Source organism: Nocardia miyunensis NBRC 108239 (assembly GCF_001613065.1).
In the GTDB taxonomy this organism is placed as follows: Bacteria; Actinomycetota; Actinomycetes; order Mycobacteriales; family Mycobacteriaceae; genus Nocardia; species Nocardia miyunensis.
On sequence record NZ_BDBQ01000057.1, the window covers coordinates 66,317 to 81,574 of the forward strand.

Sequence of the window (15,258 nt, forward strand, 5' to 3'; positions counted from 1 at the left end):
CCAGCGAAAGCGGCCGACCGTTCAGACATGCCCGAAAATCGGGCCCTGATCTGCGCGCGACACGCCCGACCTCGGGACGCGAGTGACGCGATCCGGGCGAACGGGTGAAGGCTCGACAACAGACACATGAAGTTCCAGACACCTGGTAACTAACGAGGAAAGCCGGTCTATGCCAACCATCAACCAGCTGGTCCGCAAGGGTCGCCGCGACAAGGTCGCCAAGACCAAGACTGCGGCCCTGAAGGGGAGCCCGCAGCGTCGTGGCGTGTGCACCCGCGTGTACACCACGACCCCGAAGAAGCCGAACTCCGCGCTGCGCAAGGTCGCGCGTGTTCGCCTGACCAGCGCGGTCGAGGTCACGGCCTACATCCCCGGCGAGGGCCACAACCTGCAGGAGCACTCGATGGTGCTCGTCCGCGGCGGTCGTGTGAAGGACCTTCCCGGTGTGCGCTACAAGATCATCCGCGGTTCGCTCGACACCCAGGGCGTGAAGAACCGCAAGCAGGCCCGCAGCCGCTACGGCGCCAAGAAGGAGAAGAGCTGATATGCCGCGCAAGGGCCCCGCACCCAAGCGTCCGCTGATCAACGACCCGGTCTACGGGTCGCCGCTGGTCACCCAGCTGGTCAACAAGATCCTGCTGGACGGCAAGAAGTCCACCGCCGAGCGCATCGTCTACGGCGCCATGGAGCAGGCGCGCGAGAAGACCGGCACCGACCCGGTCGTCACCCTCAAGCGCGCGCTCGACAACGTCAAGCCGGCCCTCGAGGTCAAGCCTCGTCGTGTCGGTGGCGCCACCTACCAGGTGCCGGTCGAGGTTCGTCCGGGCCGCGCCAACACCCTGGCGCTGCGCTGGCTGGTGAACTACTCCCGCGCGCGTCGTGAGAAGACCATGGTCGAGCGTCTGGCGAACGAGCTCCTCGATGCCAGCAACGGCCTGGGCGCTTCGGTGAAGCGTCGCGAGGACACCCACAAGATGGCCGAGTCCAACCGGGCCTTCGCGCACTACCGCTGGTGATCGCCCACCCGGCCCGCCGCTGAAACGGTGCCGGGAGGGTTGGTCGCAGCCGGACGCGGCACTTACGGGCCGCGTCCGGCGTAGTACAGACAGAACCCCCGACAGAGTCGAATTTCCCGGCTCACCGCCGGGTTGTTCCCGAAAATCCCAACTAGCTGATCGCTACAAGCAGAGCGGGGAAGATTTCCGTGGCACAGGACGTGCTCACCGACCTCCACAAGGTCCGCAACATCGGCATCATGGCCCACATCGATGCCGGTAAGACCACGACAACCGAACGCATTCTCTTCTACACCGGTATCACCTACAAGATCGGTGAGGTCCACGACGGCGCGGCCACGATGGACTGGATGGCTCAGGAACAGGAGCGCGGCATCACGATCACGTCGGCCGCGACGACCTGCTTCTGGAAAGACAACCAGATCAACATCATCGACACGCCCGGACACGTCGACTTCACGGTCGAGGTGGAGCGCTCGCTGCGTGTGCTCGACGGTGCGGTCGCCGTCTTCGACGGTAAAGAGGGCGTTGAGCCGCAGTCCGAACAGGTCTGGCGGCAGGCGGACAAGTACGACGTTCCGCGTATCTGCTTCGTCAACAAGATGGACAAGCTGGGCGCGGACTTCTACTTCACCGTGCAGACGATCAAGGACCGCCTCGGCGCCAAGCCGCTGGTCATCCAGCTGCCGATCGGCGCGGAGAACGACTTCGAGGGCATCGTCGACCTGGTCGAGATGAACGCGAAGGTCTGGAAGGGCGAGACCAAGCTCGGTGAGTCCTACGAGACCATCGAGATCCCGGCCGACCTGGCCGAGCGCGCCGAGCAGTACCGCCAGGAGCTGCTCGAGACCGTCGCGGAGTCCGACGAGGCGCTGCTGGAGAAGTTCTTCGGCGGCGAGGAGCTCTCGGTCGAGGAGATCAAGGGCGCCATCCGCAAGATGACCGTCAACTCCGAGCTCTACCCCGTGCTGTGCGGTTCGGCGTTCAAGAACAAGGGCGTGCAGCCCATGCTCGACGCCGTCATCGACTACCTGCCGACCCCGCTGGACGACGGTGGCACCGACGGCATCGTCCCGGGCAAGGAAGACGAGGTCCTGCACCGCAATGCCGACGTCACCGAGCCGTTCGCGGCGCTGGCGTTCAAGGTTGCGACGCACCCGTTCTTCGGCAAGCTGACCTACGTGCGCGTCTACTCGGGCAAGGTCGCCTCCGGCGCTCAGGTCATCAACTCGACCAAGGGCAAGAAGGAGCGTCTGGGCAAGCTGTTCCAGATGCACTCCAACAAGGAGCAGCCGATCGATGAGGCCCAGGCGGGCCACATCTACGCGGTCATCGGCCTGAAGGACACCACCACCGGTGACACCCTGTGCGATCCGCAGAACCAGATCGTGCTCGAGTCGATGACGTTCCCGGACCCGGTCATCAAGGTGGCCATCGAGCCGAAGACCAAGGCCGACCAGGAGAAGCTGGGCACCGCCATCCAGAAGTTCGCGGAGGAGGACCCCACCTTCAACGTCGAGCTGGATCAGGAGACCGGCCAGACCGTCATCGGCGGCATGGGCGAGCTGCAGCTCGACATCTACGTCGACCGGATGAAACGCGAGTTCAAGGTCGAGGCCAATATCGGTAAGCCGCAGGTGGCCTACCGTGAGACCATCACCAAGCCGGTCGAGAAGCACGAGTACACCCACAAGAAGCAGACGGGTGGCTCGGGTCAGTTCGCTCGTGTGATCATCGCCCTCGAGCCGTTCAGCGGCGAGGACGGCGCGACCTACGAGTTCCAGAACAAGGTCACCGGTGGCCGCGTGCCGAAGGAGTACATCCCTTCGGTGGACGCCGGTATCCAGGACGCCATGCAGTACGGTGTCCTCGCTGGTTACCCGCTGGTCAACGTGAAGGCGAGCCTGCTCGACGGCGCCTACCACGAGGTCGACTCCTCGGAAATGGCGTTCAAGATCGCGGGTGCGCAGGCGCTGAAAGAGGCCGCGCGCAAGGCCGGTCCGGTGATCCTCGAGCCGCTGATGGCCGTCGAGGTCACCACGCCCGAGGAGTACATGGGCGATGTGATCGGCGACCTCAACTCCCGCCGTGGCCAGATTCAGGCCATGGAGGAACGCAGTGGTGCCCGTGTCGTCAAGGCGCTGGTTCCGCTCTCCGAGATGTTCGGTTACATCGGTGACCTGCGCTCCAAGACGCAGGGCCGGGCGAACTTCTCGATGGTGTTCAACTCGTACGCGGAGGTTCCGGCCAACGTGTCGAAGGAGATCATCGCCAAGGCGACCGGCGAATAGTCCGATCGGGGGCAGGTGGCACACTTGCCCCCATCAGCCGGGAGTCAGCTAGACCCCCAGTCCCCGTGTTCGCGGGGATGTTCCACCGCACTGCTGCAACTGCACGCACCAACAAGTCCAGGAGGACACCACAGTGGCGAAGGCGAAGTTCGAGCGGACGAAGCCGCACGTCAACATCGGCACCATCGGTCACGTCGACCACGGCAAGACCACGCTGACGGCGGCTATCACCAAGGTTCTGCACGACAAGTACCCGGACCTGAACCAGAGCTTTGCGTTCGATCAGATCGACAAGGCGCCTGAGGAGAAGGCTCGTGGTATCACGATCAACATCTCCCACGTCGAGTACCAGACCGAGAAGCGGCACTACGCCCACGTGGATGCCCCTGGTCACGCCGACTACATCAAGAACATGATCACCGGTGCGGCGCAGATGGACGGCGCGATCCTGGTCGTGGCGGCCACCGACGGCCCGATGCCGCAGACTCGCGAGCACGTGCTGCTCGCCCGTCAGGTCGGCGTGCCCTACATCCTGGTCGCGCTGAACAAGTCGGACATGGTCGACGACGAGGAGATCCTCGAGCTCGTCGAGATGGAGGTCCGCGAGCTGCTGGCCTCGCAGGAGTTCGACGAGGACGCTCCGGTCGTCCGCGTTTCCGGCCTGAAGGCGCTGGAGGGCGACGAGAAGTGGGGCGAGTCGATCATCGAGCTGATGAACGCGGTCGACGAGTCGATCCCGGACCCGGTTCGTGAGACCGACAAGCCGTTCCTGATGCCGATCGAGGACGTGTTCACCATCACCGGTCGTGGCACCGTCGTCACCGGCCGTATCGAGCGCGGCGTGGTCAACGTGAACGAGGACGTCGAGATCGTCGGCATCCGCCCGACCACCACCAAGACCACCGTCACCGGTGTCGAGATGTTCCGCAAGCTGCTGGACCAGGGCCAGGCGGGCGACAACGTCGGTCTGCTGATCCGTGGTATCAAGCGCGAGGACGTGGAGCGCGGCCAGGTCGTCATCAAGCCGGGCACCACCACCCCGCACACCGAGTTCGAGGGTCAGGCCTACATCCTGTCGAAGGACGAGGGTGGCCGCCACACCCCGTTCTTCAACAACTACCGTCCGCAGTTCTACTTCCGTACCACTGACGTGACGGGCGTTGTGACCCTGCCCGAGGGCACCGAGATGGTCATGCCCGGTGACAACACCGAGATGAGCGTCAAGCTGATCCAGCCGGTCGCCATGGAAGAGGGCCTGCGTTTCGCGATCCGTGAGGGTGGCCGCACCGTCGGCGCCGGTCGCGTCACCAAGGTCATCAAGTAGGACCTGCCTCGGCAGAACTACGCGTGAAGGGCCGTTCCCCTTGGGGAGCGGCCCTTCACGCATCTGTAGGCGGGTAGCCGTCTCACAACCGCGACAGCTGCATGACGACGATTTCGCCGGTAATCAGCTAGCCATGGACCGGTATGCTTGCTTGGTGACCAGGATTACGTTCGATCCGAACCAACTCGGGGGTAGACCCTGCATTCGTGGTTTGCGGATCAGGGTGAAGGACGTGCTCGAGCTCTTGGTCGCCGGTGAGAGCGAGGATTCGATTCTCGAGGACTACCCGTACCTCGAGCGGGATGACATTCGTGCTTGCCTGTCCTTCGCGGCGGCCGAATCAGATCATCCAATCCTGCGCACAGCCTCGTGAAGTTCCTTGTCGACGACAGCTGCCTCCGGCGTTGGCGCGGGCGATAACCAGCGAGGGGAACGACGCCACCCATGTTCGCGATATTGACCTGACTTCTGCATCGGACCACACCGTGTGGGGCGAGGCATTGCGTCGTGGTGCCGTGATCATCACGAAGGATGAGGATTTCGTGCTGATCGGGCGTGCGCGCGATGAGATATCGACGCCTACGGTGGTGTGGATCAGAATTCGAAACTGCTCGAGGAAGGCTCTGCTCGAAGCGATTCTTCCGATCCTGCCGACCGTTGTTGCGATGGTTGAGGCTGGCGAGAAGCTCATCGAGGTGCGCTGAGGCACCTTGACGCCGATTGCAGGCCCGCATGGATCGTGGTCACGCCGAGTCGGAGGCGGCCAGGAGGGCCTCGGCGAATTGGCGCATCTGGTCGGCGCCGCCGAACCAGGTGGAGACGAGGTCAACTGCAGCGCTGCGGGTGCGGCGGGCGGCGCGGATGAACTCCTCGAGGGAGACGTCGCCCGCTTCGGCCTTGTCGGCGATGTTCTCCAGGGTGCGGCTGGCCAGGAGCAAGTGCATGATCAGGTGGACGTCGACGCTCTTGGTGGCGTCGTCCTGCGGTGGGGTGCGGCGCGGTTCGGTGGCGGTGCGTAGCGGGGTGCTCGTGCGGCGCGTCGTTGTGGAACCGGATGTGCTGCTGAGGGTTTCATCATCCGATGCGGTTGCCGCCGCGGCCTCGGCAGCGGCGCGTTCGGCGGCCTTTCGGCTCATTCTGCTGCGCGGCGGGGCGGGGGTCGGCGGGGTGGGGGCTTCGACCGCGGCGGTGGGGTCGGGGGCGGTGAGTCCGGTGGCGGTGCGGTTGCGAGGTGCGGGTTCGGCGGCTGTGGAGTTCGACGCCGGGGCGGGTGCTGTGGAATTCGCGTCCGGGGCGGGCGTCGGTGCGGTGCGTTCGGGAAGTGGTGCGCGGGTCGGACCGCCTGTGCGGCTGCCCAATTCGGCGGAATTCACGGGGATGCCGTTCGGCGCGGTGGATTCGCGTTCGACGGTTGCCAGCACTGAATTATTGATGAACTGATCGGATTCGGCCGACGTGTACGACGAACCATTGGTCAGATTGCCGGATCCGCCGGACTTGCGGCGGGCAGGCGGTGGTGAATCGAATTGTGAGTCCAGCAAATTCACCATGGGCTGGCTGTACACGTAGTCCGACTCCTCGGAATCGGTGAATCGGTGCGGCAGTCCGGGAGTTCGCCGAGGTAGTCCGGAAGATTCTCCCGACGGTTCGGAATCGATGCGGAAGGCCGAATCGAGGGCCGGGTTCGATGGTTTCGGTGCTGGTGGTGCACTGAATTCGGTTGCGGGAGGCGGTGGAGTCGGTGCGGCGGGCGCCGATTCGGCAGGCGGGGGCGCCGGCGCGGGGTTCGCGCTGCGCGCATTCTCACCGGTGGGTGCGTCGAAAGCGGAGAATGTGGAACCGGTCGGCCCCGTGGGGAATTGGTGGCCGTTCGTACCGGCAGAATTCTCGGGTGGCCGCCCGATGGTCCCCGAATCGGCTATGGCCGTGCCGATATCGGGCCGGATGGCCACCGAGTCGGGTGCGGACATCAGCGATTCCGACCGGCCGTACGCCCGCTCGCCGGTGCTCCCGGGTGGCGGCGGTGCGGGGGCGACCGAAGGTGTTGCGCCGGTGGACCATTCCGGAGCCGGATCGGCCGGAGTCCACCCCACGGCGACCTCCGGCCGGCCCAGGCTGCCCCTGCCCGGATCGAATCCGGTGAGCCCATTGGTCGATCCCGCCGCCTGCTCGTTGCGAGGATGGGTGAGGCGATAACCCTCCGGGCGAGAACGATTGGGTTCTCCGAAACTGGCGAAATCGGGGTCGGTCATATCGCCATTCTTACCGTCACATCCGTGGTATGCGACCCCGCGGGGCGCTGAATTATCCACAGGCGCACTCGATTCACGTGGTAGCTGGGAAGATACGAGCAGTGTGAATTCATCGGAGCCGGGGTGCCGGAACCCACCTCCCTCGGCGGGTGAGGCTGGCGGCGGCTTCGGCGGCGGCGGTGATCCGACGCTCGATCTCCTCGGGATCATCGAGCTCGTCCCAGGTCCATCGGACCGGGATCCAGCCGAGCGCGCGCAGCCGGTCTTCGCGCAGTTCGGTGGCGAACGCGGCGCGTCCGGCGGCCTCGGTGCGGTCCGGATCGTGGCTCGTCTCCGGGCTCGGATCGAAGTCGGCGGCGACGCCGAGCTCCGGAAACAGGCAGTCGACGCGGGCGACGAAACTGTTGTCGGGACTGAGTATCCGGGCCTTCACCTCGGGCGCGGGCAGCCGGGCCGCGGCCATCGCCACCCGCAGCCGGGATTCGCCGACACCCGAGCTGCGGCCGTCGAGGAAGGTCAGGACCTGCGCGGCTTGCTTGTAGCCGGGGCGGGCCCGCGCCCGGTGCAGTTGTTCGCGCAGCTGCGCCGCACTCGTCGCACCGCGATGCAGGGCAGCGTCACCCGCCGCGACCGCCTGCTCGAACTCCTCGGTGCGGGCGATGTCGACGATCGTGCGCGCCGCGGTGGTGTAGCGGATGCCCTCCACCGCGACGACGTCGTCGGCCGCGAGTTGCCCGGCGTGCACTACGAGCAGGCGGCCGATCCGCGCGCCGTTGCGGCGGGTGCGGGTCAGATGGACGCGATCCAGCCGAATCCGCCAGGTGGGCAGATCGTGCCCGATCAGCGCCGAAACATGGCTCACCACCGCGACATCGGCGGTTGCGGCGATCGTCGCCCGGATCAGTGCTCGATGCCGGTCCACCGCACTGAGCATCTCGGCCGGCGCGTCGAGATAGTGCCCGGTCCGGACGCGATGCCACAGGCCGTGCCGACACAGTCTGCGCAGATCGGAATCCGACAGCCCGGCGGCGAGGGCGTCGCGGCGAGAGATCGGTTGCGGGGTTCCCATACGTCGATCATCAGTGCGCGCAGGCCCTTTCGGGCTCGCCTCGGGACGAATGTGGATAACTCGGGGGGTGTGGATAATTCACCGTCTCGCGGTCTGTTTCGCCACGCCGGAAGGCGGCCTTGCGAGCGGTGGGCGAGAGCTCAGCCCAGATGTGTCATGCCCGCGGCGACGACCTGTGAGATGTTCAGGATCTCGTCGGCGGTCGGCAGGCTCAGGCCGTCCAGGGTGTGCAGCCGGTCGGTGGTGGCGATGGCCAGCATCGCCGAGACCCACGCGCCCGCGCACGCGCGCAACGTGCCGGGCTGCACCGGACCCGGCGCACTGGCCTGCAGCACCCGCGCGGTGATGTCGAGCAGCTGATCGCGCATGCGCCGCAACTGTTTACGGACGTCGGGATGGGTGTCGGCCTCGCGCCACATGATGACGCGCAGTACCGAGGAATGGTGGTCGCGCAGATTCAGCGCGGCGTCCAGGGCGATCAGGCTCTTGGCCGGGTCACCCGGGGAGACGACGGCGTCGATGTCGTCGAGCGGGTTGGCCGGAATCCGCTCGGCCATCAGCGCCGACAGGATCGAATCCTTGGTCGGGAAGTAATAGAAGACCAGACCCTTGGGCACACCCGCGGTCGTGGCGATCGCCGCGGTCGCGGTGGCGTCGAATCCGTGTGTCGCGAACAGGCTTTCGGCGGCATCCAGGATGAGCTGGCGGGCGTCGCCGTCGACCTTCTTGCTCCGGCGACGCCCCGCTCGATGGGGTTTGGGCATCTGCATCAGTGAGCAGTATGCATCCGCGCCGATACTTGCGGAAGTGCGGCGACGGCGACCACGACGGTCAGTACGCCCACGATCCAGGACGTCCAGGACGCGCCGTTGAAGGAGCTGTAGTCCATGACCCACGGGGCGATGAACAGCAACACGCCCAGCACGCCCATGGCGTAGTCCAAACCGGACAGCGCCGGACGCGCCATCTGGGCCAGACCGGTCAGGGCGATGAGCACACCGAGCACGATCAACGTCCACATGGCCCGATCGTTGTGATCGACCCATATCGGCGACAGTGCAGTGTAGACACCGAGCACGACTGCTACGAAGTCCTGCGCACGGGATTCGGTCAACATGTTTTGCCTCCTCAGGGCGGTGATTTGTGTTCAATTTCCGGTATAACTCTGATTGACCGCCCGATCAATACCTGTCCCGGCACGATCGGGTGGCAATATTCGACGCGTATGGACGTGTTGGTCATCACAGTGACAAAATTAGAACACGTTCTAGAATAAGTTGGATATCGTGCACCTTTCGATACCTGAGATCGCCATTGCCCGTGCCACGTCCGGGGTGACCCGATGACCGGCCACCCGATCGTGATCGTCGGCGCGGGGCTGTCCGGCCTGCGCGCCGCGGAGGAGCTCCGGCGCGCCGGATACGAGGGCGGGCTGGTTCTGGTCGGTGACGAGGCACGACTGCCCTACGATCGGCCGCCGCTGTCCAAGCAGTTCGTGCGCGGGGAAACCGACGACACCACACTGCGCCCGGCCGAATTCTTCGCCGAGAACGATATCGAGCTGCGCCTGGGCGTCGCGGCCACGGGCGTGGACATCGTCGCGCGGCGGCTGCTGCTCACCGACGGACAAGCCCTGGACTACGACCGGCTGATCATCGCGACGGGCCTGCGCCCCAAGCGGATTCCCGGCCTGCCCGACGCATCCGGGGTGCACGTGCTGCGCAGCCACGACGACGCGGCCGGTCTGCGCGACGGGCTGAGCGGCGCGTCCCGCGCGCTGGTCGTCGGCGCTGGTTTCATCGGCTGCGAGCTGGCGGCCAGTTTCCGCTCCCGCGGCGTCGAGGTCGTACTGGTGGAACCGCAGCCGACACCGCTGGCCGCCTCGCTGGGCGAGCAGGTCGGTGCGCTGGTCGGGCGGCTGCATCGGGCCGAGGGCGTCGATCTGCGCTGCGGCGTGGGTCTGGAGTCGCTGGTCGTCGAGGATGACGCGGTGCGCGGTGCGCGGCTGTCGGACGGCTCGACCGTCGATGCGGATCTCGTGGTCATCGGCGTCGGCTCGGCTCCGGCGACCGATTGGCTCGCCGAATCCGGTATCCCGCTGGCCGATCGGTCCGCGGGTGGCGGCGTCCTGGCCGACGAGACGGGCCGGACCTCGGTGGAGAACGTCTGGGCGCTCGGCGATGTCGCGGCCTGGCGCCACGGCGGTGCGCATCGTCGCGTGGAGCACTGGACCAGTGCGGGCGAACAGGCTCAGCTGCTGGCCGCCGCGCTGCTGGGGTCCGAGGGGCCCGCGGCCGGTGTGCCGTATGTGTGGAGCGACCAGTACGAGGTGAAGATCCAGGTCCTGGGTTCGACGCGCGGGGCGGACGAGATCCGGATCGTCGAGGACGACGGGCGCAAATTCCTCGCCCACTACCTCACCGACGGTGTGCTCACGGCCGTCGTCGGCGCGGGCAAGGCGGGCAAGGTGATGAAGATGCGCGCCGAACTCGTCGCCAACACCCGTCCCGGTGAGCGGGTCGGCTGAACGACCCAGCTCGTCCCGCTGATGAGCAGGGTGCGGCGCACGGGAGCACTCCGGTCACTAATACAGTGACGGGTGTGATTGTCGCGCTGATCGATTCGGGCCTCGGACTGTTGACCACCGGAGCGTGGTTGCGCAGGCTGCGGCCCGATCTCGACCTGCTGCTGCAACTGGATCCCGACGGCGCGCCGTGGGGTCCGAAGGCCGAATCCTGGGTCGTGGATCGGGTGCTGAACGCCACCCGGCGGTCGATCGAGCAGGGTGCGGAGGTCATCGTGCTGCCGTGCAACACCGCCAGCGTGACGGCCCTGGAACAAGTGCGCGCCGAGGTCGGACCGGGGGTTCCGGTGATCGGCACCGTTCCGGCGATCAAACCCGCGGCCGCCGTCTGCACGACGGTGGCGGTGTGGGCGACCGCCGCGACGACCGCGAGCCGCTATCAGGCCGAGCTGATCGCCCGCTTCGGCGGCGACGCCGAGGTGACCGGCGTGGCCTGCCACGGGCTCGCCGACTCCATCGATCGCGGCGACCTCACCGGCATCGAGGAGGCCATCGCGAAGGCCGCCGCGATGACCCCGCCCGGTACCGAGGGCGTCGTCCTGGGCTGCACCCACTACCCGCTGGTCATGGATGCAATCCTGGCCGCGCTGCCGCCCGGCGTGCGACTGTTCGACAGCGCCGAGGCCGTCGCCGCGCAGGCCCTCCGCCGCACGGACGCCCTCGGCCGGCCCACCGCCGGTTCGGGAGCGGTCACCGTCTTCAACAGCGGCCGCCCCGGCGAACTACCCACCAGCGCATCGGCTTTCGAAGCGGGGCGCGTTCTTGGTGCACCGGCCGACGTCATCACCGCCTGACCGCAACAACGCGAACTCGGAGTCGGGTCAGCCGTCGAAGTGATGCCTCTGGCGGCTCACGACCAGGCTCGAATCCCAACCTCAGGTTCCGACAAATACGTGACGTGACCGTGCGTCCCCAACAAATAGGTGACGTGCGCTCTCTGAACGGCGAGCCTTGGGGGCCGCGAACACGCCGAGCGGAGCGGAGGCCGATTAGAACTGTATTTTGAGGTGGTCGGTGACGGGGTGCGCCTGGCAGCCCAGGATGTATCCGGCCTCGATGTCCTCCGGGTCGAGGATCTCGGAGTTGTCCATCTCCACCTTGCCCTCGAGCACGGTGCAGGCGCAGGAGCCGCATTCGCCCTCCTGGCAGGAGTAGGGCACGTCCAGGCCCTTGCTCAGCATGATGTCGACCAGGGTCTTGCTGCGCGGCCACTGTAGGTTGTGCACCTCGCCGTCGAGTTCCACGTCGACCGTGGCGGCTTCGGCGGCCTCCGCCTCGCTGACCTCCTCGGGCTCCGCGTCCGCGAACGGGTCTCCGGCAAGGGAATTGAAGACCTCGGCATGGGTGCGGTTGCGCGGTACGCCGAGCTGGGCCAGGGCGTCGTGCACACCGTCCATGAACGGTTTGGGCCCGCACATGAACGCCCGGTGCTCGGCGAAGGGCCGGGCGAGCGCGGCCAGCTTCTCCACGGTCGGCAGGCCCTGCAGGGTTTCGAGCCAGTGCACGATCACCAGCCGCTGCGGATGTTTGTCGGCGAGTTCGCGCAGTTCCTCGGCGAAGATGACCGATTCGGCGTCGCGGTTCGCGTAGATCAGCGTGATGCGGCCGCTGCCACCGGCCAGCGCAGATTTCAGGATCGACATGACCGGCGTGATTCCGCTGCCCGCGCCGAACAGCAGCAGATCCTCGTCCAGATCCTTCGGGGTGAACACGCCCGAGGGCGGCAGCACCTCGATGCTGTCCCCGGCGCGGATGTTGTCGCAGATCCAATTCGAGGCGTATCCGTCGGGCGTGCGCTTGACGGTGACCTTCGGGGCGTCGTCGGTGTGCGGCGAGCTGGCCAGGGAGTAGCACCGCGCCACCGAGCCGGTCAGCTCGCTGGGGATGCGCAGGGTGAGGAACTGACCGGGCTGGTACTCGAATCGCTCACGCAGCTCCGCGGGCACCTCGAAGACCAGCGAACAGGCATCGGCCGTCTCGGTGATGACCTCGGATACACGCAGCACCACCGAGCGCGAGCTGTGCGGTGCATCGGGGTCGGGTCGAGGGTCGGCGGTGGTCATAACGTCCTCTCGGGCCGGGCGTTCATGCGAAAACAGCAAACTAGAACGTGTTCTAGTTTCATGATACGCAGCCCTGTTGCCGGCGGACAAGCTGGGCCTCCAGTCCGGAGATCAGCACGTCCATGCCGAAGTCGTAGGAATAACGTTCGCGTAGGTCGCCGATGTGCTTGAAGGCGCGAGCCATGGCATCGGGCAATGTCGCATCGGCCAGCGCGCCACGGTCACGCGGATTGACTCGCCTGCGGCCGAACAGATACGTATGAATCGTCGCATAGGCGGAGAGCACGGCGCGATCGTCGAATCCGGCATCGGACAGGATTTCCATCACAGCGCCGATCAGATCCAGCTGTTTGCCCAGCATCTGTTCGATGAGCACATCGCCGAGCCCCGGATGTTTCCGCAGTTTCTCGTCGATCTGATCGACCAGTTCGCGCAGGCGCTGCTGCCACGGACCAGATTCCCGGAGCGGTTTGCGCACTCCGGTCAATGCGGCGGTGGCCACCAGATCGAGCAGTTCGCGTTTATCGGCGACGTAGTAGTACGGGGCCATCGGAGAGACGCCGAGTTCGCGCGACAACCGCCGCATCGACAACTTCTCCACGCCGTCCTGTCGCACGACGCGCAGCGCGGCCTCTACGATCTCCGATTCCGACAGCGTCTGATTGGCTGCGCCTGCGGCATTACGGCCCCCACTGGTCTGCATCCGTCCGACTCCCATAGCGCCTCGAGACTGTGCCGGTGGTCCGCTCATGCTGGGTCCTTTCCGGAATGAGCGGGGGCCTGCGTGGTTACACTCCGCTGCCGCCTCCGGCTCTGCCCGCTCATTCGGCGGCGTACCCGTCCTGTAGCTGTTCACCGTGCTTTCTCTCCGAAGTCTAGAGCGCGTGGCCCGGCCGAGGTTCGATTGTGTGCCACTCACCGGTCGCGCACATTCGTGCGGGTGCACGATTGCATTAGCCAGTTGTGAACTGTTCGATGCCACAATGTGATCCGACACGCCGGAGAGTTTGTTTGCGGCACAATAGCTATTGATGTCCATCCGATGCGTCACGGCGGGTCGCCGGGCGGCAGGGTTGCTACCGGGGGTATTCGTGCCGAATGCGATCCGTTTTCCGGACACCGTGCACCGGAACGACTGACAGCGCATAACATTTCCGGAATGCGCCATCAGCGACTGCCCGACGGGTTCGGGGTGCGGATCGATCCCAGGGTGCGCGCGTATTCCGGTGGACGGTTCCTCGTCGGTGATTCGCCGACGAGGTTGCTGCGACTCGCGCCGGATGCCGCCGCCCTGATCGGCGACGGGTACCTCGAGGTGACCGATCCCAAGTCCGCCGTGGTTGCCAGACGGCTGCTCGATGCCGGGATCGGCAACCCGCGCCCACGTCTGCTGCCGCGTCCGGAGGAGGTGACCGTGGTGGTGCCGCTGCACAACGACACCGACGGTCTGGGACGCCTGCTGCGCACCCTGCGTGGGCACAGCGTGGTGATCGTGGACGACGGATCGGACAAGCCGGTGGCCATCCCGCGCACCGGCGGCCGATGCCGGGTGACCGTGCTGCGGCACGATCACCGTCAGGGCCAGGCGGCCGCGCGCAATTCCGGATTACGCGCGGCCACAACCGAATTCGTGGCCTTCCTGGATTCGAACGTGGTGCCCCGGGCCGGATGGCTCGAGGTGATGCTCGGGCATTTCAGCGATCCCGAGGTGGCACTGGTCGCGCCGCGCATCGTCGCGCGGGAACCGGCCGCCACCGTGCTGGGCCGATACGAGCAGACCCGTTCCTCGCTGGACCGGGGTCGGCGCGAGGCCGAGGTGAGCTCGCGCGGTGCGGTGTCCTATGTGCCGGGGGCGGCGTTGCTGGTGCGGCGTCGCGCGGTGCTGACCGAGGGCGGATTCGACGAGGAGATGTTCTCCGCGGTCGAGATCGACCTGTGCCGCAGGTTGGAGCAGGCCGGGTGGCGGTTGCGCTACGAGCCGGCCGCGCACGTCGCCTGCGATCATCCGGTGTCGTTCGGAAAGTGGTTCGGGCGCAAGGTATCCCACGGTGCGGGGGTCGCTCCGCTGGCGCGTCGGCATCCCGGGACCGCGGCCCCGCGATCGGTGCCGCTGTGGGCGGTCGTCGCGACGGTCCTACTGGGGATCGCCTCTCGCGTGAGTGTGCTGGGCGCGGTGGTGACCCTCGCCGCCGCACTGGTCCGCCTGCGCCGGGTCTTCGCCGAACTCGACCATCCGACCAGAGTGGCCGCGCTTGCTCTGGCGCGCGGCTACTCCGGTGGTGTGTGGCGCATCGTCTCGGCGATGTGCCGCGACTACTGGCCGATCACCCTGGTGGCCATGATCTTCTCCGCCCGGCTGCGCCGATTCGCCTTCACCATGGCCGCCGCCGACGGTCTCGCCGACTGGTTCACCCACCGCGACTCCGGCGGCCTGGACCCCGTGCGCTATCTGATCTGCAAACGTCTCGACGACCTCGCCTACGGCACGGGCCTGTGGATGGGCTGGTGCCGTGTTTGATGGCCTCCGCTTCGCTCCGGCGTGTTCGCGGCCCCTGAGGCTCGTCGCTCGAAGGCTCGCTCCGGGCGGGGCTCGGGGGGAGCACATGTCGCGCTTTGATGGACGCTGTTCGACATTCGTCCGCTTCGCTCCGGCGTGTTC

15 protein-coding genes are annotated in these 15,258 nt (G+C 66.6%); 9 read left to right on the top strand and 6 right to left on the bottom strand.

What is annotated here, in order from left to right; genetic code table 11:
- Window positions 1-169: 169 nt before the first annotated feature.
- The 6 genes from rpsL (at window position 170) to NM2_RS25040 (ending at window position 5,335) form a co-directional block, all read left to right on the top strand.
- A complete protein-coding gene (gene rpsL, locus NM2_RS25015; RefSeq protein WP_014353064.1) occupies window positions 170-544 on the top strand; it encodes a 30S ribosomal protein S12 in 375 nt (124 codons plus the stop codon).
- A 1-nt stretch (window position 545) separates the two neighbouring features.
- Window positions 546-1,016: a 30S ribosomal protein S7 gene (gene rpsG / locus NM2_RS25020; protein ID WP_067673427.1), complete on the top strand. Its 471-nt coding sequence runs from the start codon at window positions 546-548 to the stop codon at window positions 1,014-1,016.
- A gap of 188 nt (window positions 1,017-1,204) precedes the next feature.
- Window positions 1,205-3,307 carry an elongation factor G gene (gene fusA, locus NM2_RS25025; RefSeq protein WP_067673429.1) on the top strand — a complete coding sequence of 701 codons (2,103 nt, stop codon included), beginning with the start codon at window positions 1,205-1,207 and terminating at the stop codon, window positions 3,305-3,307.
- A gap of 133 nt (window positions 3,308-3,440) precedes the next feature.
- On the top strand, window positions 3,441-4,631 hold the full coding sequence (gene tuf, locus NM2_RS25030; protein ID WP_067673430.1) for an elongation factor Tu: 1,191 nt from the start codon (window positions 3,441-3,443) through the stop codon (window positions 4,629-4,631).
- Window positions 4,632-4,764: 133 nt separating this feature from the next.
- Window positions 4,765-5,004, top strand: coding sequence for a DUF433 domain-containing protein (locus tag NM2_RS52640; protein ID WP_067673431.1), 240 nt, complete (start codon window positions 4,765-4,767; stop codon window positions 5,002-5,004).
- Entirely contained in the window at window positions 4,934-5,335 is a 402-nt protein-coding gene (locus NM2_RS25040; RefSeq protein ID WP_281182534.1) for a DUF5615 family PIN-like protein, read from the top strand. Before NM2_RS52640 ends, NM2_RS25040 begins: the two co-directional genes overlap by 71 nt.
- A 39-nt stretch (window positions 5,336-5,374) precedes the next feature.
- On the opposite strand, the gene NM2_RS25045 is transcribed toward NM2_RS25040, so the two are convergent.
- The 4 genes from NM2_RS25045 to NM2_RS25060 all read right to left on the bottom strand — a co-directional run bounded on the left by NM2_RS25045 (window position 5,375) and on the right by NM2_RS25060 (window position 9,069).
- Window positions 5,375-6,883, bottom strand: a complete 1,509-nt coding sequence (locus NM2_RS25045) for a hypothetical protein (RefSeq protein WP_067673434.1) — start codon at window positions 6,881-6,883, stop codon at window positions 5,375-5,377.
- Between the two features lie 109 nt (window positions 6,884-6,992).
- Window positions 6,993-7,952 carry a type IV toxin-antitoxin system AbiEi family antitoxin domain-containing protein gene (locus NM2_RS25050; RefSeq protein ID WP_067673436.1) on the bottom strand — a complete coding sequence of 320 codons (960 nt, stop codon included), beginning with the start codon at window positions 7,950-7,952 and terminating at the stop codon, window positions 6,993-6,995.
- A 140-nt stretch (window positions 7,953-8,092) separates the two neighbouring features.
- Window positions 8,093-8,722 carry a TetR/AcrR family transcriptional regulator gene (locus NM2_RS25055; RefSeq protein ID WP_157121295.1) on the bottom strand — a complete coding sequence of 210 codons (630 nt, stop codon included), beginning with the start codon at window positions 8,720-8,722 and terminating at the stop codon, window positions 8,093-8,095.
- Window positions 8,722-9,069 carry an SPW repeat domain-containing protein gene (locus NM2_RS25060; RefSeq protein ID WP_067673438.1) on the bottom strand — a complete coding sequence of 116 codons (348 nt, stop codon included), beginning with the start codon at window positions 9,067-9,069 and terminating at the stop codon, window positions 8,722-8,724. The genes NM2_RS25055 and NM2_RS25060 overlap by 1 nt, the downstream gene beginning before the upstream one ends.
- A gap of 225 nt (window positions 9,070-9,294) precedes the next feature.
- Between NM2_RS25060 and NM2_RS25065 the strand changes: the two genes are divergently transcribed.
- Entirely contained in the window at window positions 9,295-10,479 is a 1,185-nt protein-coding gene (locus NM2_RS25065; protein WP_067673440.1) for an NAD(P)/FAD-dependent oxidoreductase, read from the top strand.
- Window positions 10,480-10,553: 74 nt separating this feature from the next.
- Entirely contained in the window at window positions 10,554-11,330 is a 777-nt protein-coding gene (locus tag NM2_RS25070; RefSeq protein ID WP_067673443.1) for a glutamate racemase, read from the top strand.
- Window positions 11,331-11,525: 195 nt separating this feature from the next.
- Here the strand turns inward: NM2_RS25070 and NM2_RS25075 are convergent, their stop codons facing one another.
- Both NM2_RS25075 and mftR2 read right to left on the bottom strand, forming a co-directional pair.
- Window positions 11,526-12,599 carry a ferredoxin--NADP reductase gene (locus NM2_RS25075; RefSeq protein ID WP_067673445.1) on the bottom strand — a complete coding sequence of 358 codons (1,074 nt, stop codon included), beginning with the start codon at window positions 12,597-12,599 and terminating at the stop codon, window positions 11,526-11,528.
- A 58-nt stretch (window positions 12,600-12,657) separates the two neighbouring features.
- On the bottom strand, window positions 12,658-13,302 hold the full coding sequence (gene mftR2 / locus NM2_RS25080; RefSeq protein WP_084531530.1) for a mycofactocin system transcriptional regulator MftR2: 645 nt from the start codon (window positions 13,300-13,302) through the stop codon (window positions 12,658-12,660).
- A 456-nt stretch (window positions 13,303-13,758) separates the two neighbouring features.
- Between mftR2 and mftF the strand changes: the two genes are divergently transcribed.
- Complete coding sequence (gene mftF, locus NM2_RS25085) at window positions 13,759-15,117, top strand: mycofactocin biosynthesis glycosyltransferase MftF (protein WP_067673447.1); 1,359 nt, start codon at window positions 13,759-13,761, stop codon at window positions 15,115-15,117.
- Window positions 15,118-15,258 lie beyond the last annotated feature (141 nt).

What these genes read in the sequence shown, in the direction of transcription:
- NM2_RS52640 (WP_067673431.1), top strand. Translation starts at nt 4,765, where the DNA reads ATGGACCGGTATGCTTGCTTGGTGACCAGGATTACGTTCGATCCGAAC.
- rpsG (WP_067673427.1), top strand. Translation starts at nt 546, where the DNA reads ATGCCGCGCAAGGGCCCCGCACCCAAGCGTCCGCTGATCAACGACCCG.
- NM2_RS25075 (WP_067673445.1), bottom strand. Translation starts at nt 12,599, where the DNA reads ATGACCACCGCCGACCCTCGACCCGACCCCGATGCACCGCACAGCTCG.
- NM2_RS25060 (WP_067673438.1), bottom strand. Translation starts at nt 9,069, where the DNA reads ATGTTGACCGAATCCCGTGCGCAGGACTTCGTAGCAGTCGTGCTCGGT.
- rpsL (WP_014353064.1), top strand. Translation starts at nt 170, where the DNA reads ATGCCAACCATCAACCAGCTGGTCCGCAAGGGTCGCCGCGACAAGGTC.
- mftR2 (WP_084531530.1), bottom strand. Translation starts at nt 13,302, where the DNA reads ATGCAGACCAGTGGGGGCCGTAATGCCGCAGGCGCAGCCAATCAGACG.
- NM2_RS25050 (WP_067673436.1), bottom strand. Translation starts at nt 7,952, where the DNA reads ATGGGAACCCCGCAACCGATCTCTCGCCGCGACGCCCTCGCCGCCGGG.
- mftF (WP_067673447.1), top strand. Translation starts at nt 13,759, where the DNA reads ATGCGCCATCAGCGACTGCCCGACGGGTTCGGGGTGCGGATCGATCCC.
- NM2_RS25055 (WP_157121295.1), bottom strand. Translation starts at nt 8,722, where the DNA reads ATGCAGATGCCCAAACCCCATCGAGCGGGGCGTCGCCGGAGCAAGAAG.
- NM2_RS25065 (WP_067673440.1), top strand. Translation starts at nt 9,295, where the DNA reads ATGACCGGCCACCCGATCGTGATCGTCGGCGCGGGGCTGTCCGGCCTG.
- NM2_RS25040 (WP_281182534.1), top strand. Translation starts at nt 4,934, where the DNA reads ATGACATTCGTGCTTGCCTGTCCTTCGCGGCGGCCGAATCAGATCATC.
- NM2_RS25045 (WP_067673434.1), bottom strand. Translation starts at nt 6,883, where the DNA reads ATGACCGACCCCGATTTCGCCAGTTTCGGAGAACCCAATCGTTCTCGC.